Here is a 21,055-nt window from a genome sequence, read left to right on the forward strand (position 1 = left end):
ATTAAATGATTAACTATACTCTTGAAACTTCTGAACGATTTTACTAACAAGTAATTCTATTCTTGGATTCCTAAATCTTGCTCCCAATTCTAGAAGATTTTCGCGTCCTAAATTAGAATGTTTTTGAGTAGAAAGAAATTTTAATAGAGCTTGAAATAAGTTTTTTCCTCGTAAAGCTCTAGTATAGTCACTATAAATTTTATCTACTAGTTCTTGTGGTGGATTAACAAAATTTATTTTTTGTTTGAATTCACTATCTAGAACATTATTTGGACATATTTTGTGCAAATCAAAATTGCATTGTGAAGAGCCAGTCTTTATATAACGATTAACTTCAAAGGCGAACCAAATCGAGAGTTCTTTAATCAACTTATAAAAATCTATAATTTCTTTTTTGTCTAATAACTGACTAAATTGAGACTCAATGTAAAGATCATTTTCCAAGGAATACCCATCTGTAAAAACGATATATTCCTCATATCTTTTCTCTTGAGGAATACCAACGAAAAACCACATGTCTTTATCTGCGACAAAGACAACTTTCTTATGTTTAAACTCTTCTCTTCTATCAAAAACATTGAGAAGTGTAACTCTTCCTTGACAAGGTAATACATCAACATCCTCAATATTAATTTTACTTTCTAAATATCTAGTATAAACCGATAGCTCATCCCTGCCTTCAACCAAGATTGTTGGGAGTGAAGTTTTCTTTAAATAAGATACAATTTCATTTTCAGAAAGACTTATCCCTCTGCTCATTCACCCTTCTCCTCAGATAAAATAATTTCTTTATCCTCATATTTAGAATAAATGAAAGGCGAATGGGTAGCAACAATAAACTGATTGCTTGATTGTTGTTTCATCAAGTTAGGAAATAATCTACGCTGCCAGTCTGGATGGAGACTTAATTCAGGTTCATCAATAAATATTACTGAATTCTCATAAAATGCGTTGTAGCAAAGAAAACTCAGCATTTGTTGTTCACCAGACGAAAGCAATCTAGAATCAATAGCATCGTCTGATTGTCCAATAGTGAAATCATCAAGTTTTACACCTTTATAATGCATAACCTTAGTAACTAATTCAGATAGCACTTTGAAGGGTTGAAGAAGCTCATCACGCTTATTATTAACATCTGCTACTTCTCGCTGTAGTTTACTAACAATAGCTAACGATTCATCTTTGCTTTCTTCAATACCAGATTTTATGTTTTCAAGCTTACTGATTAATGATTTATTTAAAGCACGCGAACATTCTTCAATTTTCTTGGTTATTTTGTCATCGTGTAAGTGGAGTAAATAGCCCAGATCATGAGTTGAAACAGAACATATGAATTTATGCTCTAAAGAAGTTAAAGTATCCGACAATTTTTCAAAATCATCTTGTATTTTTATACTAAATGCATCTATCGGCTTGTCCAAAATACCTGAAAGCATTCTTTCTGTCATCCCCATACTGCGAATATTTGCTATTGTCTTTAAATATGCCCCTTCAATTCTTCTAAAAGTCGGAAAGAACAAAGATGATGTTCTATCTTTTATGATTAAAGATTTTAATACTCCGATCTCATCTGCTGAATTATATTCACCTAAATTAATAAAACCATTTTGTTTGACTCCATTAGCGATATGTTGCCATTGAATACCATCGTCATTGAATAGTGACAAGCAAAAATGACTGGTCTCTAAGTAAAATGATTCAAAACTTATGTCAGAGATAAGACGCTCGATATTCGCTGAAATGGCATACCAGAGAATTTTTAATAATGTTGTTTTTCCACAGCCATTGATGCCTGTGACAATATTTATGTCATCGTGAAAATACCGATTACAATCAACTTTATTGTTTAGACCTTTGATAATGACTCTTTTAAGTTTCATATTGTTTTGCTAGTTGCAATCAGTGTCAATTATACAAGAAATTTAATGCTGATATTTTGACGTTAAAGAAAGCGATCATCACTTGATTTTATAGGATTAAAAAATAGGTAATTAAGACCCTCCTAAAACTTCAGAAAGAGAAAGCCTTCCGTTAATTGGCTCAAACTCATCTTCTAATAACCATAATTGCGCTTCTTCATAGCTTGGACTAGTTAACACAACCTTATAATTTTCAACAGGATCGCAAACACGACATACACCCATGCGATCGCCCATTAGCATTAACAAATAAGGTGGCGACTGCATTGGATCGATCCAAATTTCAAGAAAGCTCCACTCATCATTCACTGGGTCGAGTGCGGGAGATAACATAGTAGCAGTTGCGGATTTTTCAGTATACTCCCCTGATTTTACAGGCAAAGATTAGAATGGATCAGTCTTTATTTGACCAAGATTATATACTTTGGGTTCAGGAAAATGTCGCCAAGCTTAAAGCCAAAGACTTTGAAAATCTGGACTTAGACAACCTGATTGAAGAATTTGAAAGCTTAATCTTTATTCTCAAAAGAGATTTAGATGACAAGCTGAAAAACTTACTTGTAAACATGCTCAAACGCCTATACGTCCCCTTACCCAATCAATTTGAGAGATGGCAAAGCGACATCAGCTTTTATCGATGCGGTATTGAGCTTATTTTTAGAGATGCCCCTAGCTTAAAAGAAAATTGGAATGAAAGGTTTGACTTTAACTACTCATCTGCGCTCTATGATTTGACTGCCGATTATCCAGATACAAATTTTCCTGAAGTATGGGAATTTGAACGAGATATTGAATCAATTTTGCATAAAAGATTTTGGAAATAGCGATCGCGAAATTATGTACCAGCCATCTAATAAACGTAGATTAAAATTCCAGATTGTTAGTAAATCAGCATTAATCCGTTTGACTATACTCTGCGGTATTTTACTCGTTCTTAGCATATGGGGATGGTTCACCATGTTTGCGATGCCAGCCCAAAGTTATAGAGGTCAATTTACAACTTTAAATAATGAAGAAATAGCATTGCAAGCTTTGCTAAAACAGGACATTCAAAAAATCGCCTCGGAAATTGGAGCCAGAAATTCTGGACAATATGCAAAGCTAAATGCTACCAAAGCTTTTCTTGAAGAAGCATTTACTAAAGCAGGTTATCAGCCAAAATCAATTGAGTACAAAATTCAGGGTAAACCGTACTACAACCTAGAAGTTGAAAAAATAGGAACCGATCAACCTCAAGAAATTGTGGTAGTGGGCGGTCATTATGACACCGCTTTTAATAGTCAGGGTGCTAACGACAATGCCACAGGAGCAGCAGCAACACTAGAACTAGCTAGAATATTTGCCACAAAACCCACAAAGAGAACTATTCGGTTTGTGGAATTTACGAATGAAGAACCACCCTATTTCTGGACAAAGGATATGGGGAGTTTAGTGTATGCCAAACAATTACATGAGCAAGGCGAAAATATTGTGGCAATGTTGAGCCTAGAGACGATGGGATACTTTTCAGATATTGAGAAAAGCCAGAAATATCCTTTTCCTATCGGCTTACTTTATCCAAACCAAGGGAATTTCATTGGTTTTATTGGCAATATCCAATCTGGAGATTTGGTGCGAAAAGCGATCGCCTCTTTTCGTAATCATGCCCAATTCCCCTCTGAAGGCGCTTCTTTACCTGATTGGATACCTGGAATTGGTTGGTCAGATCATTGGTCTTTTTGGCAACAGGGATATCCCGCAATCATGGTTACAGACACTGCTACTTACCGCTATCCGCATTACCATACAGAACAAGATACTTTTGACAAAATTGACTTTGGTAAGCTTACAAGAGTCGTAACTGGCTTAGCTGAAGTTATAGCTGACCTCGCAAATTAGATTTTGGATGCACTCTATCCGCAATCACCCGCAACTACCTAGCATTAGTTATTTATGGCACCTATAAGTATTTCTAAAGAACTCTCAACTCTCGCTTCATGGATGACGGGGGAATTTAGCAACCGTGAACAATCGCTCGATCAACCTGTTTGGTTTGTAAATTTAGTCTGGTGGCAGCGTCCTATCCCATATAACGTTTTAGGCAGCATTGCCATCTTTGCCGAACAAACCAATGCCCTGATCCTCGATCGCCCCTATCGTCAACGCATTTTGCAATTTGTGGAAAATGACGGCAAAATTCAGGTGAAATATTGGGGATTTAAAGATCCTGTCGCATGGACTGGGGCTGGACGCGATCGCGATCGGCTCAATCAACTCACCATAAATGACATCGAACCCCTCGCTGGTTGTTTACTAGATGTCTCATTTGCTAATGGTCGCTACAAAGCCGAAATGCCTAAAGATGCCAAATGTTGTTTTCAATATTTAAACGAATCGCGTCAAGTTGTCTTAGGTTTTGAGGTTAGCGCTGATGAATTTTGGAGTGGCGATCGCGGAGTCGAGCCTGAAACAGGCACAGCCATCTGGGGCGCAATCATGGACTTTTATAAATTTAAAAAAATCCATGATTTTAGTGCTGAAATTACCTATCACTAATGCTATAGCTATGGACGAAATAGCCAGACAAGAGATGAGTGGCGGCGCTTTGCGCCGCCACTCATCTCTTGTCTAAGCAAAACTAGTCTTTGGGGCATCATTAGCAATGACCGTACTTACCGAACCGTGACGATTAGTGACATAATATACGGGAAAACTTAGAACAAGACTGATACTGCTATGTCAGACGGAAAAGGATTTGGCTTTGGTTTAGGCAAAATGAAAGAAGCCTTCCAAAAAGCGCAGCAAATTCAAGAAGGCGCTAAAAAACTACAAGAAGAATTAGATCAACTACGTCTAACTGGCGAATCGGGCGGCGGCTTAGTCAAAGTAACTCTAAGTGGCAACCAAGAACCCCAAGGTGTAGAAATTGCTCCTGAAGCCTTGAATGAAGGTGCAGAAGTTTTATCTGACCTAGTGCTTGCGGCGCTTAAGGATGCCTATCAGCTTTCGACTGGCACGATGAAACAAAAAATGGAAGAGCTTACAGGTGGGCTTGGCTTACCCGCAGGTTTCTAAAGAATTGGAGATAGGGCGCTTTGCGCCCTTCTTGCATTGTTCCTCATTATAGATATTTTGAAGATATGAATAACCCAGCTTTGCGCGTTCAACGTCGCAACCAACCAGCCGCCCTCATTCCTACCCAACAGGAAGTATCGATCCTCGACTGGCTCGAATCTACAGGTCGCCTCATTGCCAGAGAAGGCACTGAATCTAGCTTGAAGTTTGATGATGAAGCGGAAGAACTCAGCGAATTGATGCTCGGTGATGATGCTAGCTACATCGATGATGATGATGATGATATCGATGATGATGATGTTGACTAAACAAATGCCCTAGGGCATTTGTTTGTTAAAGGCTTATGCCCAAGAAACAGAAATTTCCACACCTAATTGGCTCAAAATGGACTGCCATGCAAGAAACCTTCGGCTGGCGGCATTTTGTTGTGGTAAATCGCAAAAATGAGGGGGATTTAGTTTTTGCAGAGATTAAGGCAGCCTGTGATGATTCGGTGCGTTTCTGGCTCAATGCTAAATCCCTAAAGCATCCATCACTATGGACTCCTGGATGGAAAACTTTAAAAGAAATGTAATAAGACAACTCAAGTTTTGTGGCGCGGCGAAGCATTGCCACAAAACTTGAGTTGCAAAGCAAAAGCCTCCATATTTATGCATGGGGGCTTTTGCTTTGTTCTAAGGGACTTGCGATTAATTAAAGTACCTATGGCTTCGACTTCGCTCAGCCAACGTTGGCTGAGCGAAGTCGAAGCCATACAAACTCGGTGGTATCTTTTTTCTCGTCAAGTCCCTAAGCAGTAGCCAAAGCTTTGATTTTCATAAGTTTCAAAAAACGCTCAAAGTTAAAATGTTTGCCCATCATTTCGCAGATACTAGTCACCTTTATGCCTTCATGCAGGCGGACTTGACCAAGACAGCTTTCGATAATGCTGACGGTACTGAGGGTATCTTTGCTGACTGAGAGAACAGGTACGCCTAGCTCCATTGCTTTATGGGCAACATCATCACTAATATAGGGGCGACCTGTGAGAATCAAACAATTAGTAGAGGTTTCTAAAGCCGCAAACTGAAGATCAATGCGACTGCTACCTGTAATTACAGCTTTGTTATAGGACTTGCGAAAATAGCTTTGGGCAGAGTTAACATCCATTGCCCCAATTTTCAACTCTTCGACCATCACTTTGCTTAAATCAATATTTTCAGGACAGCTAAGGATGGTTGCACCAAGTTGATCGATGAGTTCGGAGACACTGACACTTCGCAAAGTACGGTTTTCGGGCATGAGCGCAAATACAGGAATGCCTTGCTCTTCGAGGTAAGGATGCAGGATTTCGATCGCAGTTTCATACTGGTCATCAGGAATGTCATTGATTACCACACCCAAGAGGCGATCGCCAAAGCGATTTTTTGCCATCAAGATATGGTCAACGACCAGCAATGAGCCAAATCGCATTACCAATAGAATTGGCGCATCTAAATTGTTTGCCATCTGCTCTAAAGACAGCCCAAAAATTGTCCCTTCGGCAGTATTCGCAGGTGCTTCTAAAAGGACAAGATCGCCCTCAATAATTTTTTTGTATTCTTCCAGTTTGGTACTGTAATCAGCTTTATCTTCACCAGATAGACGACGCTGGAGGGCGGCGCGGTCAAGATTGAGGAGCGTGGGACGCAAAAGCGACGATGGCAAATTTAGCGTTTTCTGGATGAAGTCCACATCAGCTTCGCTATGCTCTGCTGATTCAGGTAATTCTTTGGTCGTAAAGGTGCCAATTGGTTTACCGTAGCCAACTTTGTAACCCTTGGCTTGCAAATGATATGTTAAACCCAAAATTGTTGCTGATTTCCCACTACCTGCTCTGGTAGAACCAATCAACAAATGCTTAGCCTGTGGCACGTCTTGCCCTCTAAAAAATGATTACAAACTTTACAAGATTGTATTAAAGCCTACATCCTGTTTGGTTATTGTAACTGATGGACTGTAACTGATAGTTTTTGTTCTGTGCTAATTGTGCATAGAAATGATGCAGTTTATGGGATTACCGCCAAATGGCATCGCCTAAACGACAAGCATCAGCGATTTCTTTGGGATCATGAACGCGCAAAATATCTGCTCCGCCTGCAATACAGGCAGTACAGGCAGCGATTGTTCCATAGAGGCGATCTTTAGGCTCAGGGCGATCGCAAAGTTTACCAATAAAGGTTTTGCGAGATACCCCTAGCAAAAGTGGTGCTGGGAGCGTTTTAAAAGCACTTAAATTCTTGATAAGTTCAAGATTATGATCTAAGGTTTTACCGAAACCAATACCAGGGTCAATTCCGATTAAATGTTGAGGAATTCCCCAAGCTTTAGCAACCAAAATTGCGTCTGACAGAAATTGCTTTACATCCCGCACGACATTACTATATCTAGGATTTTCCTGCATTGTGCGCGGTTCCCCTTGCATGTGCATCAAAAAAATTGGGACTTGCAGCTTTCCTACTAAAGGCAGCATATCGAGATCAAATCTGCCTGCGGAGACATCATTGAGTATATCTGCACCTGCGGCGATCGCTGACCTTGCTACACTCGCCTTTACGGTATCTACAGAAATCGGTAAATTCGGATATTCGGAACGGATGGCTTCGATAATCGGCAAAATGCGATCGCTTTCTTCCGCCGCACTAACAGGTTGAGCATTCGGTCTTGTCGATTCGCCACCAATATCGAGGATGTCAATATAGGGCAACATCTGCGCCACCTGTTGCAGTGCCGCATCCCGTGAGTTAAATTGACCGCCATCGCTAAAGCTATCGGGCGTAACATTCAAAATGCCCATGATGTAGGTGCGATCGCCCCAAATAAATTGGCGATCGCGAATTACCCAAGGTTCAGCAACGGGCTTAGTGATACTTGGTTCCAACTTAATAAACCTCAAACATCCTTTAGATATCTGCTAAAACTTGGGCAGGATGTAACTCTGCCTTAACACCAAGATAAATCTTCTCAATATTACCCTCCGTATCGATCACAAAGGTATTACGGAAGACACCCACATATTCTTTACCCATGAATTTTTTAAGTCCATAGCTCTCATAGGCTGTGGCAACTTGACCATCAGCATCGGTGAGTAATGGAAAGGGTAGATCAAACTTTTGCGTGAATTTTTGATGAGACTTTGCATCATCGGTACTGACACCAAAAATCAAAGTATTTTTCGCTTGGAATTGGGCGTAATTATCACGAAAGCCGCAGGCTTCCTTGGTGCATCCGGGGGTATTATCGCGAGGATAGAAATACAAAACTACACGGCTACCTTTGAGACTAGAAAGAGTCACAATATTGCCGTTAGTATCTGGCAAGCTAAACTCTGGAGCGTGATCGCCAACCTTTAAAGCCATAAATCTTCTTTACAAATAATCTTTACAATCGTTTACTCAAAGCATACAGCGCTTTGCGCTTACTGAAACCCCAGAGAAATTTTTGAAAGCGCGGCGGAGCCGCGCTTTCAAAAATTTCTCTGTACTACTCAAAACCTCAATAGGCTGTAACGCTTGGTTCAGAAAACCATGAAGTAATGCTAGGCAATGCTCCATGGTTTTAGTCCTCAATGCCCATTGCCAATCTTGTATAAACCGTCGCTAGAGCATTCGCGTCACCCACATTTCCGGGGAACAAGACCACAGGTAAATCAGGAAAACGGGGATGATCGGCGGGAGTCCGCACCACGGAGCAACCTGCCAAAATTTGACCTAATAGCCTTGCTGTGGGCAGATTTAAGCCTGTACTCAAGACATCATTAGAAGTAATGCCACCTTTGCTAATCAAAAAGCCAATATCGGTAGGTAGTTTCTGCACGATCGCCATTAGTAATGCCGATACCGACTGACCAAAAGCGAGGCGAGTGGAGATATCCGCAAATTCTAATTCTTTACGACTGGTAAACACGACGGCAGTTTTCCCTGCGGCATGAGCCTGTGCAACTTGGGCTAAGGCTTCCTGTTTGAGAATTGCCGATTGGGCTTCCGTATCGCTCAATAAACGCGCCACGTCAATTTCAACGGGAACGGTATTGGGAGCCTTGAGTAGATTCTCCAACTGCTCGGTGGTCTTTTTGACATGGGAGCCAACAATCGCAACACCAGCTTTGTGCGATCGCATATATTTGGACATTTCTTCCGCAGGAATGGGTTGCGGTGGGAGCTTAGCAAGGGCAGTCAATAAACTCGCCGCACTACGGAAGAGAAAGCGCTTGCCAGTTGCGGCGATCGCCAAAACATCGGAGGCAAATTGATTGAGGTCAGCTTGATTTTCGGCATCGACCACACCACATTGATTGTTGCGGAGTCTCGCTAGGCGCAACCGAATTCCCGCTCGGATATCCCCTAATAAAAATCGTTCTACCTGATCCGCAGGAATGCGCCCCTGAGTTTTTTCTTCGACATAATCGGGTAAGTAACTGTGCTTATAGCCAAATACCGAATCCTTGGCGAATTCGGTCTCATGTACAGGTGTAGGCACACCATTAACTACTAAATAATGCACACTTGATTTGGTAAAGCGTCCACCTTCAAAAAATGCTGGCACAAGGAAATGCGCGTCAAAGTTACCTAACTCCTCAGCGATCGCATCGGTCTCAACTGGATAATGTCCCCGCAAAGTCGAGTCCGAACGACTGACGATCAAAAATTCATGGATACCTTCTGCTTCCAGAGCAGGTTTGAGATTGCGGCAAACTTCGCGGGTGACTTTGGTTGCATCTTCGGGAGTCAGCGATCGTGTATTTGTCAACACAAACATAATTGGAGATTCATCGGCTAGCCCAATCCGTAGGGTTTCCACATCCCATTTTGTAAGCAATAGGCAGCTATGCACAGTCTGTGAACCCGTCGGATCGTCATCAAGAACAATAATTTTCGGCTTTGGGGAAGAAGTAGCTGCCATTACGTTTCATCTAAGTGTTTGCTTCTCAGTCTACTAAAAAAGCGATCATTCAGATGATGATTACGCTCTCTTACAATAGAACAAGCTGACTAGCAATATTTAGGTAAAGCGCGTTGCGCTGAATTAAGGACCAGAGAAATTTTGAAAGTGTGACTTCGCCACACTTTCAAATACAGACTGCATGAGGCAATTGCTAATCGGGGAACCGCTATAAAAACACCAATAGGCTAAATAAAATATGGCTAATATCAGTGGTAGTTGGCTTGGCACTTACTGGCAACAGGGTAATCAAACTCGGTTCGAGGCAACCTTTGTCCAAAATGGCAATACTATTTACGGGAATATTCTTGATGATGGGCATTTAGGCGAAGCTACAATTCACGGAGAAGTGATTGGGCGACATATTAGCTTCGTCAAAAGCTATCGGGGAAATAATAAAAAACTTGCTGCGGTTAACTATAACGGTGCGATCACTGAAGATGGTAATTCCATGTCTGGCAAGTGGGATTTTTTCGGTATGTTCGGCTTTGAAGAATGGGAAGCCCACCGCAGCGATCAAAATCTAGAATCTGAGCTAAAAAATTACTTAACCAATAAAGAACCTGTTTACAAATAGAAAAACGGCACAAAGTGCCGTTTTTCTATTTGTAAACTTATAAAACTCGTAATATTGTTGGGATGCTATGCAATGTGGGTAACTCCCGAATGGCAGCGATCGCCTGCTGGAAATTCAACTCGCTCACTTGTTGAGTGACCACCACGATTTCGGCTAAGCCGTCGTGAATCGTATTTTTTTGCAAAATTGCATTCAAACTAACATGGTGATGACCAAAGGCAGTACCAAGATCACCAATTACCCCCGGTTTATCGTGGGTGAGCAATCTGGCATAGAACTGCGTCACCGTATTTTCAATGGGCGCAATCTTGGCATAGTGTTCATGGGAACAGCCCATCAGTTGATTGATGTTATTAGGGACGGACTTCAAAGCTGCGACAACATTGATAATGTCGGCAACTACAGCACTAGCGGTTGCTCCTGAGCCTGCCCCAGGGCCCGAAAATACCACTTCACCAACTGGATCACCTTCAATACGCACCGCATTAGTGACTCCATGAATATTGGCAAGGGGATGCTGGATCGGGATGAGGGTAGGATGTACCCGAATTTCCAAATCGCTCTCTTCTTTTCCTGCGGCTCTTCTCGCAATACCGAGGAGCTTAATCGTAAAGCCTAACTCTTTGGCATAGCCAATATCCGCACTGGTGATCGAGCGAATTCCTTCACGGTAAATATCCTCAAGATTAACGCGATCGCCAAAGGCAAGACTTGCTAAAATCGCCATCTTATCGGCAGCATCATAACCATCGACATCCGCAGTGGGATCGGCTTCGGCATAGCCCAATTTTTGAGCTTCAGCAAGGGTATCGCCGAAGTCTGCCCCCTCAAAGTACATACGGCTGAGAATGTAATTGGTTGTGCCATTGACAATGCCCGTCAATTCAGTAATACGATTAGCACCGAGACTCTGTTTTAAGGCTTGAATTACGGGAATACCGCCACAAGCGGCAGCTTCTAACATTACATATACGTTTTTTTGTTTGGAAGCAGAAAAAATCTCGTTGCCATGTCTGGCGATTACAGCTTTGTTTGCAGTAACCACATGCTTACCATTGGCGATCGCTTTTAAAATTAAACTTTTTGCTGGCTCGATCCCGCCGATTACCTCAACTACGATATTGATCGCAGGATCATTAACAATAGACTCCAAATCATCTGTGACTATATTGGGATCGAACGCCACATCACGCTGCTTATTGAGCGATCGCACACCAACACGTGCGATTTCGATATCAGGGAGTAAGGGATGGCGACCATTAGGGTCTTGGAGAATTTTGGCAACACCAGCGCCAACGGTTCCTAATCCGAGAAGTCCAACTTTATATGTCACAGTCTTAATTTCTTTTAAGTTATCGTCAATTACTATTGGCTCCTATTGTAGTTTTTTTCGGGACGCGATGATTCACCAAAGAGAAAGAGAGCGCTAGCGCTCTCTTTCTCTTTAATATTGATTAGGTTGCTCATCAATAAATATGCTTAGGCAACTTTAGCCAATATACCTTGTGAATTCTTCGACAATTCATGATGAGGTGCTTTTGAGTTTATGTGACTTGGAGATTTATCAATATCGGCAGCGATCGCTAGTTGATAGCAAGGAATCGTATCCGCATGAACTAAGCCCGACATTATGCCTTCATAAACCTCTAATAAGGCATCCATTGATGTAGAAAAATGAATGTATTGATTTGGCAAAATGGATCTTTCAAAGAACGCAATACTAGGTTGAGATATACGTACAATCTGAATAACTGAACTTTCGTTACGATAAATACAAGTTAGTTGCTTAGCCTGATTGTGTAGGTTGTTCGGATTAGTTTTGCGCTCTTGAATATCTAACATTGCCTTTACCTGTGAATAATCTTTATCTTTGCCAGTTCATGATCCCAGAGTAGGGGATCGTCTCATGGCTAGCAGTGATATAGCGCACATATTCCAAGTTTCTTAAGCTTTGGGATCGCTGTTTTCGATCAATGCAAAACGAAGTTTTGCATTGATCGAGCTATTCTTTGCGATCGCTTGACCAAATGCAGATAAAAGTAAAAACTTCGTTTTGTACTTTTATCTAGCTACCCTTTGCGATCGCTTGACCATATATTTAGTGAGATCAATAAAGGCATCACGGCGTAAATAGGGATAATCACCAACCCAAAGATTGTATTGCGGTATATAAGCATCCGAGGTTTGGCGACTAACACGACCAAAGCGACGATCATTAGAAAACAACAACATATATACAGTCTGTTCTGGTCGTATCCGCTTGAGTTCGCGCCTCATTGGTAAACGTAAAGTCGTCACAAAATCCGTTTCATCCCCAAGCTCGATATTCAAAAAGCTTTCGGCATCATAACTAACATCCATTCTTCCCCGCGAATCAACCTTCTCTTCTCTTGCCAAGACCTCTTGGGAAACGTACACATCCAACACCTCTGCTTGCCAAAAACCACAATATGCAAAGCGCCGCAACTTAGCATTACGGATACTTGCTAAAGCTACAGGCTCCAACATCCAATAGAGTCCTCCTAGTGCCGCACATACAAACATAGCTACAGCCGCAAAGCTATTAGGACTATTTTCGTTAACACGGTTATAGAGAATCGTGAAAATAATCACACTAGCGATCGAAATTGCAACCCGCCGAAACACATTCTGTCCATTCCCCGAATAGTATTGGTACTGCTCAGAAGTGGGAACAGCAGGGATCAGTTCATCAAAATTTTTACGTTTGAGTGGAGTAATCATAGGGGTATTTTAGCCAATAACGCCGCACCATAAGCCGCTTCGGTTTGTACAGACTTTTGCATCGGGATCTGAAGATAGCGATCGCGAATTTTTGTCCATACTTGATTTTGCGCCCCACCACCTGCGGTATAAATTTGTTGAATGGGTGAAGCACCTAACTCTTGCAAAAGTTTATAGCCTTGCGCCTCGATTCTTGCCATACTTTCCAGTAACCCATGTAAAAATTCTACGGGATCATTAGGGCGTGGTTCTAAACGTGGGGCAAGGTTAGGATCATTAATAGGAAAGCGATCGCCTATTTTCGGCAAAGGATAATAATCAAGGGGGCTAGGAAGATCGGGATTAATGCGATCGCTTAGCTCTTGCAATTCCTGATCACTAAAAAACTGTCGTAATACTGCCCCACCGACATTTGATGCTCCACCCACAAGCCATAGACATCCTAACTTGGGATGATCAAAGCGATGGCTATATATGCCATATGTGGAATTGTTGACGGGGCGATCGCTTAAAACCTTAAGTACCATCGTGGAACCAAGAGATGTCACGGCTGTGCCGATCTCAAGCTCGGTTGTCCCCACACAAGCTAAAAAAGCGGCATTACTATCTGTTGTTCCTGTCCCAATTTCACAATCTTGGGGCAAGCCTAACTGCGTAGCGATTCCTTCTTGAATCTGACCTACAGTTGTACTAGGTGCAAATACTTCTGGCAAGACTAAATTAGGATTTTTTAAGCTCCAATCCTTGAACCAATCAGGATAGGTTAATGCTGCGGGATCGTAACCCAACTTCAGAGCATTGTGATAATCACTAACGCCTAATTTGCCATGGAGCAAATAACTTAGCCAGTCAGCTTGATGCAGGAAATATATCAATGAAGAGTTTTGCTCTTTATTGACAAGTAAAGAAATTAATTTGGCAAAACTTGAAGTAGCGCTACAAACTGAATGCTGAAGTGGTGCAATTTTTTTTACTTGCTCTAAAATTTCAGGTTTACAGGCATCACTATAAATCATCGACGGAGTAATTACTGTGCCATTGAGATCGCAAATTAAAACCGTTGCCGAAGTCCCATCAATGACAATTTTACGGATATTTTGTTTGATATGCTTCGGCAAGCTATTAATTGCTGCATAAAGCACATTTTGCCATGATGAGCAATCCCGTATCTTGTATTCAGAGCGAGCTATATCAACGATTTCACTATTTATGTCAATCGCGATCGCTCGTATCCCTGAAGTCCCAAAATCAATCCCTAAAAAATAATTCATCAACTACAGCCTGTTAAAGTTTGAAGTAGTACAGAGAAATTTTTGAAAGCGCGGCTTCGCCGCGCTTTCAAAAATTTCTCTGAGTTTCAAGTCAGCGCTTTACACTGTAAATGTCTCATTAGTGAGAACAAGGGGCTTAGGGAGCATGTCACTTTTGCAAAAAGGGAGAGAAAGGAGGGAAAATAGAATAATTTAGAGACCAGTAAAAGCATGACACCAAAACAAGCCAAGAAATTACAAGAACATGTGCAGGAGATCGCCAAAATACTTTACGCAAATACCGAACTAGAAGCGCTAAAGACATTTTCAGGGATCGAACAAGCCGTGCGAGAACAGATGCAACAGCATGTGATGCCCGAAGTAGGAATTTTTTTGTCTCAACAAGTACAGGAACAACAGAAGGACGAGAACGTAAGCTCAAAAGCATCCTTGGAGAGATAACTGTAACCACGCAACAAGCAGAGCAACTGGGAATTAAGGCACATACTCGTCTGAGTCCATATCTGGAGATGTGTTGTTTGCGAGTCAGTGCAAATAGCTCCTATGAACACACCGAAGCAGATGTGGCAATGTTTACAGGAATTCGAGTCCCAGCCAAGACCCAACAGCGTTTAGTCCATCGGCAAACCTTTGAATTACCCCAAGCAGAGCAAGAGATTACCGAACTGAGTGCAGATGGCGGTAAGATTCGCATCAGAACACCTGTGGGTGAAGAATGTCGATGGCTAGACTATAAAGGAGTGAGGTTGCATGAGTTTGCCACTGGAGCTTGCTTTCAGGACAATCAGCAGTTAGTCGATTGGGTACGTCAGCAACCTTTGAGTACGCCAATAACTTGTCTAGGGGATGGACATGATGGAGTATGGAATTTGATTAAGCCCATGGCTACTGAAGAGCAACGACGTGAAATTCTCGATTGGTATCATCTGATGGAGAATCTAGAAAAAGTGGGTGGTTCAATACGTCGCTTAAACGATGCGAAAGCTTTACTTTGGAAAGGTAATGTTGATGATACTATGAGATTGTCAAGCAAAGTGTGTAAAGTCTAGAAACTAGAAGTGGAGACGATCCTCGAAAAGGATAGCAAAGCGATTGAGTGCAGGTTTCCAGTCACGAATGGGCATCGTCCATTTCTTAGAAAATATTCCGCATTGCCAAATAAAACCAGCTTGAAAGCAGCTTCGTCGGTCGGAAAAATCTGTTGAGACTTAATCACCTTCCGCAAACTGCTATTCATCGACTCAATGGCATTGGTGGTATAAATCGCCCTACGAATCTCAGTGGAGAAAGCAAGAAGGGGATAATGTTCGCCAATGACTACGCCAAGACTTGGAGATTGATGGATATTGCTTGTCCCACTTTTCAGCAAACAACTCAAGGTTAAACTCAGCCTCCGACTCCGTTGCAGCGCTATAAATAGCCTTGAGGTCAGCACAAACTTGCTTGCGCTGTTGCCAAGGTACAAAAGCGACTGAATTCCTGACCATGTGGACAATGCATAACTGCACCTGAGTTTTCGGAAATACCGTCTCAATGGCATTAGGGAAACCAGTCAAGCCATCGACACATGCAATCAAAATATCTTTGATGCCACGGTTGTGAATTTCGGTCAGTACTGACAGCCAGAATTTCGCACCTTCATTGGGAGAAATCCACATACCCAGTAATTCCTTGTACCCATCCATATTCACCGCCAAGGCAAAGTACAGGGACTTATTAATTACCCTGCCATTGTCTCGGACTTTAATGACCAGACAGTCCAGAAATACGATTGGATAGACCGCATCAAGGGGACGATTTTGCCATTGCTTTACCTCATCAATCACGGCATCAGTGACATTGGAGATTAATGTCGGTGATACTTCGACTCCATACATTTCCTGCAACTGGGCTTGAATATCCCTGACACTCATGCCTCGTGCGTAGAGAGCAATGATTTTTTCATCTAGTCCTGACAAGCGGCTTTGTCCTTTCTTCACCAGATGTGGTTCAAACTCACCACTGCGATCTCGCGGTACTGCAATTTCTGCTACGCCAAAGTCCCCTTGGACTTTTTTCTGGCTATAACCATTGCGACTGTTGGTTTGTCCTTCTGGTCTGGGTTCATGTTTGCCGTAGCCAAGATGGTTTGATAGCTCTGCTTCCAACGCCCGTTCCACCAACGCGGTCGTCAGTTGCTTCAGGATTCCTCCTTCTCCGAATAGGTCAGGTGGAGTTTTACATTCTTGCAACAATTCGTTTAGCAATTCTTTGCGTATATTCATCTTTTGGGTGTTAGTTATTGTGTGTCTTGATTATCTCTCTGTATACTTCCTAGACTTTACACAGATTACTTTACACTCTCGATACTATTGCTCTTATTGAACAGTGTAAACGTAGGCAGGCTGTTAATTTCTGTGCCTATCTCCGAAAACATAGACACCGTATTGTCAACTATGATTACTATCAGCGTCAGCTGATTTGTTCTATCGGTTCAGGTGCAGTTGAGTCTGCGGTAAAGCAGATTGACCGTCGCACTAAAATCTCTGGTGCTCAGTGGAACAAAGATAATGTCCCTCAAGTGCTTGCCCATCTTTGTGCTTATCTCAATGGTTTATTGGCTTGCTAGACTATCCCAAAAAAGTGACATGCTCCCAGGGGCTTAAGCCCCTTGTCTGCTTCAACAATTTTTATAATCAGACTTTCTTGAGGGAAATATATTTTTCTAAGCAAGTTCTTAGAACATTTACATCAAATAAAATAGGCAAGAAATGAATACTTTTTATCTCTTTAAAATAGAATAAAACTGGAAATCCGAACCAAAATACTTTCCAGTCTTGCCATTCTTGATAGGGGAAAGTACGGAATTTTTCTTGCGATCGATAAACCTCTAAATCTGTTTCCGTAAATACTAAACGAATGGTCGCTGCTTGATAAACTAAAAACAATCCAAAAATTGAAACTACTCCCGCAGCAATTGGTTCTACCCAAATTAGCGGTATACTTGCCAGCACTAGTACAGCAGGTATTGCATAGCTTGGATTCAGTTCTGTAGCCTGTGATGCAGTCTTGGGATCAATAAAAGGATTTGAAGTAGTCATTATGATTTAAATAATTGATTTCTATCTATAGATATACATTTAATTCTAAATCTATGGCTACTTTATTGAAGTGATAAAATCAATAATAGCCACTGAATCCATTCTAGTTAATTCATTCTTAAACCTAATTATTTAACTAAATGTATTTTTGGCAAAACTCCGTAATATCTACACAAGCTTAGGAAATCTCTATGAACTTATCCTCAACAGTGAATGACTTGGCTCTACCTTTGCGCGAAGCTACCAAAGATCCTAAGGTCTGGAGCGATCTCAAACAAGCGATCGCCACAAGTTCAGGATTTGACAAATGGCAGCGCTCCCGTCATGGTGAACCTAAAGAAATTTTGGTGGCACAAGAAGGCGTTCTGGATGATCTCGTGCGTAGCTACTTACGTGAGACACTAGAAACGTTAGCGTATTAATTGCGAGATTTTCTTGTGAGCGAAACCTTTGAAAATTTAAGAGAGCAACTGGCTAAGGATGACATCGGTCTACGAATGAAAGCAATCCATGCTAGTCGCTCTCTTCCCATGTCTGAGCGATTTAGTTTGTTGGTAATTGGTGCAACCGACTCCAATGCCCGTATTCGTTATGATGCAGTTAGTCAGATCGGTACGGTTGGTACGGTTGATTTAGACAAATCTTTAGAAGTTTTAAGCGATCGCCTGCGCGTTGATTCTGAGTTAGATGTTCGTGCTGCTGCCGCTGCTTCCCTTGGTTCCCTACAGCTTAGCCAAGCTTTTGACCTTCTTCAAGCTGCCTACGAAGCTACCAATGATTGGATGCTGCAATTTAGCATTGTTGCAGCAGTCGGTGAGCTAGGTGCACCCCAAGGATTAGACTTTCTTACACAAGCTTTGCAAAGTCCTAATGACCTTGTAAAAATCGCTGCGATCGGCTCTCTTGGAGATCTAGGTAATCCTGATGCTGTTCCTCTTTTACTACCGCTTATCGACGATCCTGATTGGCAAGTACGACATCGTGTATCCCAGTCCTTAGCTCATCTTGGTAGTGATGAAGCTAAGTCAGCTCTAGAAAAGCTTGCTAATGATCCAGTGCCTCAGGTAGCTGAATCCGTCAGATCATTTTTAAACGCTCTTTAGTAATAAGTTGTGATTTTAAATCTAAACTTTTTGGTATAGCGATCGCATCACATTTCAAACTTTGATACTTTATTTCACAACTATAATTTTTAAATACATAAAAAAGGAGAGGCGCTTTGCACCTCTCCTTTTTTAAGACGGTATCAACTAAATCCTAGAAGGAGAAAGTGGTACGGATTACACCAACAGTTGCAGTACCGTTAGCGGTGTTGCTACCTTGGTTGAATACAAAGAAGACACCAGGGGTAATGCTAATGTTCTTAGAAACACGGAAGCGGTATAAAGCTTCAAGTTGGTAAGGGGTGCTAGGGCTAGCAGCAATTCCACTTACGCTGCTTGTGAATAGAGGCTGACCAAAGGTAATAGCAGCGAGGTCACCTTCGCTAAACAAGTCTTTACCAGAAAGAGCAGCATTCCAGCTAGTGAGAGTTGCAGAACCAGCAGTAAAGTTAGCAAAAGTCCAAGAACCCCAAGTGTTGAAGGTGAACTTCTTGGTGATATCCCAGATCAAGCTACCAACAACGGTATCGCTATTAATACCAGAACCTGCTAATGTGCCAAGTGCAGTACCATCACTGTTTAGACCAGTTCCAAGCCCAGTGAAGTTCGCAGCAACACCAGTAGAGAAGCCACTATTAGTGTAAGCATTTGCGTAACCAAGACCAAAAGTCAAGTTTTCAGAAGGCTTAAGAACAAACTGAGCAGCAATCTTGGTATCACCACCAGTTACACCACCAGCACCTGTCGCAGCAGCAGCATTAGATGCACTGTAAGCAGCTTGGAAATTAATCTTATCAGAAAGCTTCCAATCGAAACCAGCAACTGCTAGACCAGTAGCACCACCGTTAGATGCGATGCGAATTAGAGGGCTGAAGCGACCGAAGCGAGAGATTGTTCCTTGGGAATCGCTTTCAAGGGGATTGAGAGGATTGAGGATATCTTCAGTTTGTCCAATTGGGGCAACATAAGCAGTGAAGCTGTCACCAATTGGGAATCTGTAGTACAAGCGATTAAGTTCAAATGTGTTAGCATTGGCTGCGGAAACACCATCATAGGAAAGACGAGTGCTTCCGTCGTTAGCCAAGTTGTTGAAGCTAGTAGTATTACTTGCTTGCAAACGAGTTCTCAACAAGTCCTTACCAGTGAAGCTGGTATCCAAGTTAAGACGAACACGGTAATTGAAAACAACGTTAGTCTTGTCTACACCAGGAGCAGTTGCAACACCGTCAGAACCAGCAGCTAGACCGAAGATTGCTTCGCCGCGTAGTTTGGTGGTGGTTGAGAACTGTTGAGCTTCGAGCTTGGTGACTTTAGCGTCAAGAGCATCTACACGACCGCGAAGAGTTGCAAGTTCAGCCGCAAATTCTTCTTGAAGCTTTTGCAAGGTAGCGAGATCTTCTTTGCTTACCTTGTCAGCTAGACCTGCGGAGATGATTTCATTAATTTTGTCCAAGCAAGCATTTAAGCCAGCAGCAAATTCGTAACGGCTGGTTGCTTGTCTGCCACGGAAAGTACGATCAGGGTAGCCAGCGATGCAACCATAACGCTCTACCAGGGATTGCAATGCGGTGAAAGCCCAATCGGTAGGCTTAACATCGCTAAGTTGAGATACTGAAGTAACGTTTTGAGCTACAGCACTAGGACGCAACTGTAATTGATCAACGGAAGAAGACTGTGCGTTAGCAGCACCGCTCATCATTGCGGATGCAGCAACAGCAGCTGAGATTACTACAGGAGTAACTAAGCTTTGATTTTTCTTAGAAAACTTAGACATTTGATTTATCATTCCTCACAACGTGACTATTCTACATCTAGTCTACCTAAATGTATCAATGTTGGCAGCAAAAAGTTAAGTATTGGGGAACACATTAGCTGTGTACTTATTATAAAAATCCCATAAAACACTACTTACGACATATGTAGCAAGATAGATATAGTGGGTTTTGAGTGAATATCCTGTTGGCTATCTCTCAAAAAGCTCCATCAAGCAAAATCATCAACTAAGAAAATTGATCTATAAAGATATTTGCTGGAGCAATTGGGCTAAAATACTACAAGTAGGGGAACACTATCCAAGCTGACTCTGCAAATTCGTAAGCCATCTAAGTCTCATAAACATTACAAGGAAATAGTGCTAGACACCCTATTCAGCTCGTAGACATTTATCTTGGAAAGTTCTTCAGGATGTCAGACAGAGGTATGCGTTTCGATCCATATATTTCTAGACAAACTGTAGTTTGAGTTTACAAGAATATTTTCTGAGCTACCAAGGGCATCTCTACAAAGATCCGTCAGCTCTCATTGTATGGATAGGTATCGAAAATCCTTACTTGTGATGATTGACGATGTT

25 protein-coding genes and 2 pseudogenes are annotated in these 21,055 nt (G+C 41.8%); 12 read left to right on the forward strand and 15 right to left on the reverse strand.

From position 1 onward, the window contains the following. Nucleotides 1–9: 9 nt before the first annotated feature. The 3 genes from HC246_RS20390 to HC246_RS20400 form a co-directional block, all read right to left on the reverse strand. On the reverse strand, nt 10–759 hold the full coding sequence (locus HC246_RS20390) for a hypothetical protein (RefSeq protein WP_169365291.1): 750 nt from the start codon (nt 757–759) through the stop codon (nt 10–12). After that, nucleotides 756–1,880, reverse strand: a complete 1,125-nt coding sequence (locus tag HC246_RS20395; RefSeq protein WP_169365292.1) for an AAA family ATPase — start codon at nt 1,878–1,880, stop codon at nt 756–758. Before HC246_RS20395 ends, HC246_RS20390 begins: the two co-directional genes overlap by 4 nt. A 111-nt stretch (nt 1,881–1,991) precedes the next feature. Continuing rightward, a complete protein-coding gene (locus HC246_RS20400) occupies nt 1,992–2,252 on the reverse strand; it encodes a hypothetical protein (protein WP_169365293.1) in 261 nt (86 codons plus the stop codon). A 56-nt stretch (nt 2,253–2,308) separates the two neighbouring features. Between HC246_RS20400 and HC246_RS20405 the strand changes: the two genes are divergently transcribed. The 6 genes from HC246_RS20405 to HC246_RS20430 all read left to right on the forward strand — a co-directional run bounded on the left by HC246_RS20405 (nt 2,309) and on the right by HC246_RS20430 (nt 5,547). Then, nucleotides 2,309–2,743 (forward strand): DUF29 domain-containing protein, encoded by a 435-nt coding sequence (locus HC246_RS20405; protein ID WP_169365294.1) that lies wholly within the window; start codon nt 2,309–2,311, stop codon nt 2,741–2,743. Between the two features lie 13 nt (nt 2,744–2,756). Continuing rightward, nucleotides 2,757–3,797: a M28 family peptidase gene (locus HC246_RS20410; RefSeq protein ID WP_169365295.1), complete on the forward strand. Its 1,041-nt coding sequence runs from the start codon at nt 2,757–2,759 to the stop codon at nt 3,795–3,797. A 54-nt stretch (nt 3,798–3,851) separates the two neighbouring features. Then, nucleotides 3,852–4,454, forward strand: a complete 603-nt coding sequence (locus tag HC246_RS20415) for a chromophore lyase CpcT/CpeT (RefSeq protein ID WP_211167884.1) — start codon at nt 3,852–3,854, stop codon at nt 4,452–4,454. Between the two features lie 180 nt (nt 4,455–4,634). Continuing rightward, entirely contained in the window at nt 4,635–4,973 is a 339-nt protein-coding gene (locus tag HC246_RS20420; protein ID WP_169365296.1) for a YbaB/EbfC family nucleoid-associated protein, read from the forward strand. Between the two features lie 65 nt (nt 4,974–5,038). After that, a complete protein-coding gene (locus HC246_RS20425; protein WP_169365297.1) occupies nt 5,039–5,281 on the forward strand; it encodes a DUF3134 domain-containing protein in 243 nt (80 codons plus the stop codon). 35 nt (nt 5,282–5,316) lie between these two features. Continuing rightward, nucleotides 5,317–5,547: a TIGR02450 family Trp-rich protein gene (locus HC246_RS20430; protein WP_169365298.1), complete on the forward strand. Its 231-nt coding sequence runs from the start codon at nt 5,317–5,319 to the stop codon at nt 5,545–5,547. Between the two features lie 9 nt (nt 5,548–5,556). On the opposite strand, the gene HC246_RS20435 is transcribed toward HC246_RS20430, so the two are convergent. The 5 genes from HC246_RS20435 to HC246_RS20455 all read right to left on the reverse strand — a co-directional run bounded on the left by HC246_RS20435 (nt 5,557) and on the right by HC246_RS20455 (nt 9,893). Beyond that, the gene (locus HC246_RS20435; protein ID WP_169365299.1) at nt 5,557–5,727 is read right to left on the reverse strand and encodes a hypothetical protein; all 171 of its coding nucleotides are present in this window, start codon (nt 5,725–5,727) and stop codon (nt 5,557–5,559) included. A gap of 35 nt (nt 5,728–5,762) precedes the next feature. Next, nucleotides 5,763–6,866 carry a phosphotransacetylase family protein gene (locus HC246_RS20440; RefSeq protein WP_169365300.1) on the reverse strand — a complete coding sequence of 368 codons (1,104 nt, stop codon included), beginning with the start codon at nt 6,864–6,866 and terminating at the stop codon, nt 5,763–5,765. A 142-nt stretch (nt 6,867–7,008) separates the two neighbouring features. After that, entirely contained in the window at nt 7,009–7,872 is an 864-nt protein-coding gene (gene folP / locus HC246_RS20445; protein ID WP_263972543.1) for a dihydropteroate synthase, read from the reverse strand. Nucleotides 7,873–7,894: 22 nt separating this feature from the next. Next, nucleotides 7,895–8,350, reverse strand: coding sequence for a thioredoxin-dependent thiol peroxidase (gene bcp / locus HC246_RS20450; RefSeq protein WP_169365301.1), 456 nt, complete (start codon nt 8,348–8,350; stop codon nt 7,895–7,897). Between the two features lie 199 nt (nt 8,351–8,549). Continuing rightward, nucleotides 8,550–9,893 carry a four-carbon acid sugar kinase family protein gene (locus HC246_RS20455; RefSeq protein ID WP_169365302.1) on the reverse strand — a complete coding sequence of 448 codons (1,344 nt, stop codon included), beginning with the start codon at nt 9,891–9,893 and terminating at the stop codon, nt 8,550–8,552. A gap of 238 nt (nt 9,894–10,131) precedes the next feature. Between HC246_RS20455 and HC246_RS20460 the strand changes: the two genes are divergently transcribed. Next, a complete protein-coding gene (locus HC246_RS20460; protein WP_169365303.1) occupies nt 10,132–10,509 on the forward strand; it encodes a hypothetical protein in 378 nt (125 codons plus the stop codon). A 37-nt stretch (nt 10,510–10,546) separates the two neighbouring features. On the opposite strand, the gene HC246_RS20465 is transcribed toward HC246_RS20460, so the two are convergent. The 4 genes from HC246_RS20465 to HC246_RS20480 form a co-directional block, all read right to left on the reverse strand. Next, nucleotides 10,547–11,842, reverse strand: coding sequence for a homoserine dehydrogenase (locus tag HC246_RS20465; protein ID WP_169365304.1), 1,296 nt, complete (start codon nt 11,840–11,842; stop codon nt 10,547–10,549). 146 nt (nt 11,843–11,988) lie between these two features. Beyond that, nucleotides 11,989–12,351, reverse strand: coding sequence for a DUF1830 domain-containing protein (locus HC246_RS20470; protein WP_169365305.1), 363 nt, complete (start codon nt 12,349–12,351; stop codon nt 11,989–11,991). A 219-nt stretch (nt 12,352–12,570) separates the two neighbouring features. Next, nucleotides 12,571–13,251, reverse strand: a complete 681-nt coding sequence (locus HC246_RS20475) for a hypothetical protein (protein ID WP_169365306.1) — start codon at nt 13,249–13,251, stop codon at nt 12,571–12,573. Next, a complete protein-coding gene (locus HC246_RS20480; RefSeq protein ID WP_169365307.1) occupies nt 13,248–14,522 on the reverse strand; it encodes an FGGY-family carbohydrate kinase in 1,275 nt (424 codons plus the stop codon). The genes HC246_RS20475 and HC246_RS20480 overlap by 4 nt, the downstream gene beginning before the upstream one ends. A 210-nt stretch (nt 14,523–14,732) precedes the next feature. On the opposite strand from HC246_RS20480, the gene HC246_RS20485 reads away from it, so the two are divergent. Next, nucleotides 14,733–14,963, forward strand: a complete 231-nt coding sequence (locus HC246_RS20485) for a hypothetical protein (protein ID WP_169365308.1) — start codon at nt 14,733–14,735, stop codon at nt 14,961–14,963. A gap of 68 nt (nt 14,964–15,031) precedes the next feature. After that, a complete protein-coding gene (locus HC246_RS20490) occupies nt 15,032–15,571 on the forward strand; it encodes a hypothetical protein (RefSeq protein ID WP_169365309.1) in 540 nt (179 codons plus the stop codon). Nucleotides 15,572–15,574: 3 nt separating this feature from the next. On the opposite strand, the pseudogene HC246_RS20495 reads toward HC246_RS20490, so the two are convergent. Then, a pseudogene (locus HC246_RS20495) lies at nt 15,575–16,786 on the reverse strand (IS256 family transposase). Between the two features lie 110 nt (nt 16,787–16,896). Between HC246_RS20495 and HC246_RS20500 the strand changes: the two are divergent. Continuing rightward, nucleotides 16,897–17,130: pseudogene (locus HC246_RS20500) on the forward strand (ISKra4 family transposase); the annotation flags it as partial. 67 nt (nt 17,131–17,197) lie between these two features. Here HC246_RS20500 and HC246_RS20505 read toward each other — a convergent pair. Beyond that, on the reverse strand, nt 17,198–17,602 hold the full coding sequence (locus tag HC246_RS20505; RefSeq protein WP_169365310.1) for a DUF3119 family protein: 405 nt from the start codon (nt 17,600–17,602) through the stop codon (nt 17,198–17,200). Between the two features lie 191 nt (nt 17,603–17,793). Between HC246_RS20505 and HC246_RS20510 the strand changes: the two genes are divergently transcribed. Both HC246_RS20510 and HC246_RS20515 read left to right on the forward strand, forming a co-directional pair. Continuing rightward, entirely contained in the window at nt 17,794–18,024 is a 231-nt protein-coding gene (locus tag HC246_RS20510) for a hypothetical protein (RefSeq protein WP_169365311.1), read from the forward strand. A gap of 15 nt (nt 18,025–18,039) precedes the next feature. After that, a complete protein-coding gene (locus HC246_RS20515; protein ID WP_169365312.1) occupies nt 18,040–18,705 on the forward strand; it encodes a HEAT repeat domain-containing protein in 666 nt (221 codons plus the stop codon). Between the two features lie 154 nt (nt 18,706–18,859). Here HC246_RS20515 and HC246_RS20520 read toward each other — a convergent pair whose 3' ends face one another. Then, nucleotides 18,860–20,479, reverse strand: coding sequence for an iron uptake porin (locus HC246_RS20520; protein WP_169365313.1), 1,620 nt, complete (start codon nt 20,477–20,479; stop codon nt 18,860–18,862). Between the last annotated feature and the right edge of the window lie 576 nt (nt 20,480–21,055).

This window comes from Pseudanabaena yagii GIHE-NHR1 (genome assembly GCF_012863495.1).
In the GTDB taxonomy this organism is placed as follows: Bacteria; Cyanobacteriota; Cyanobacteriia; order Pseudanabaenales; family Pseudanabaenaceae; genus Pseudanabaena; species Pseudanabaena yagii.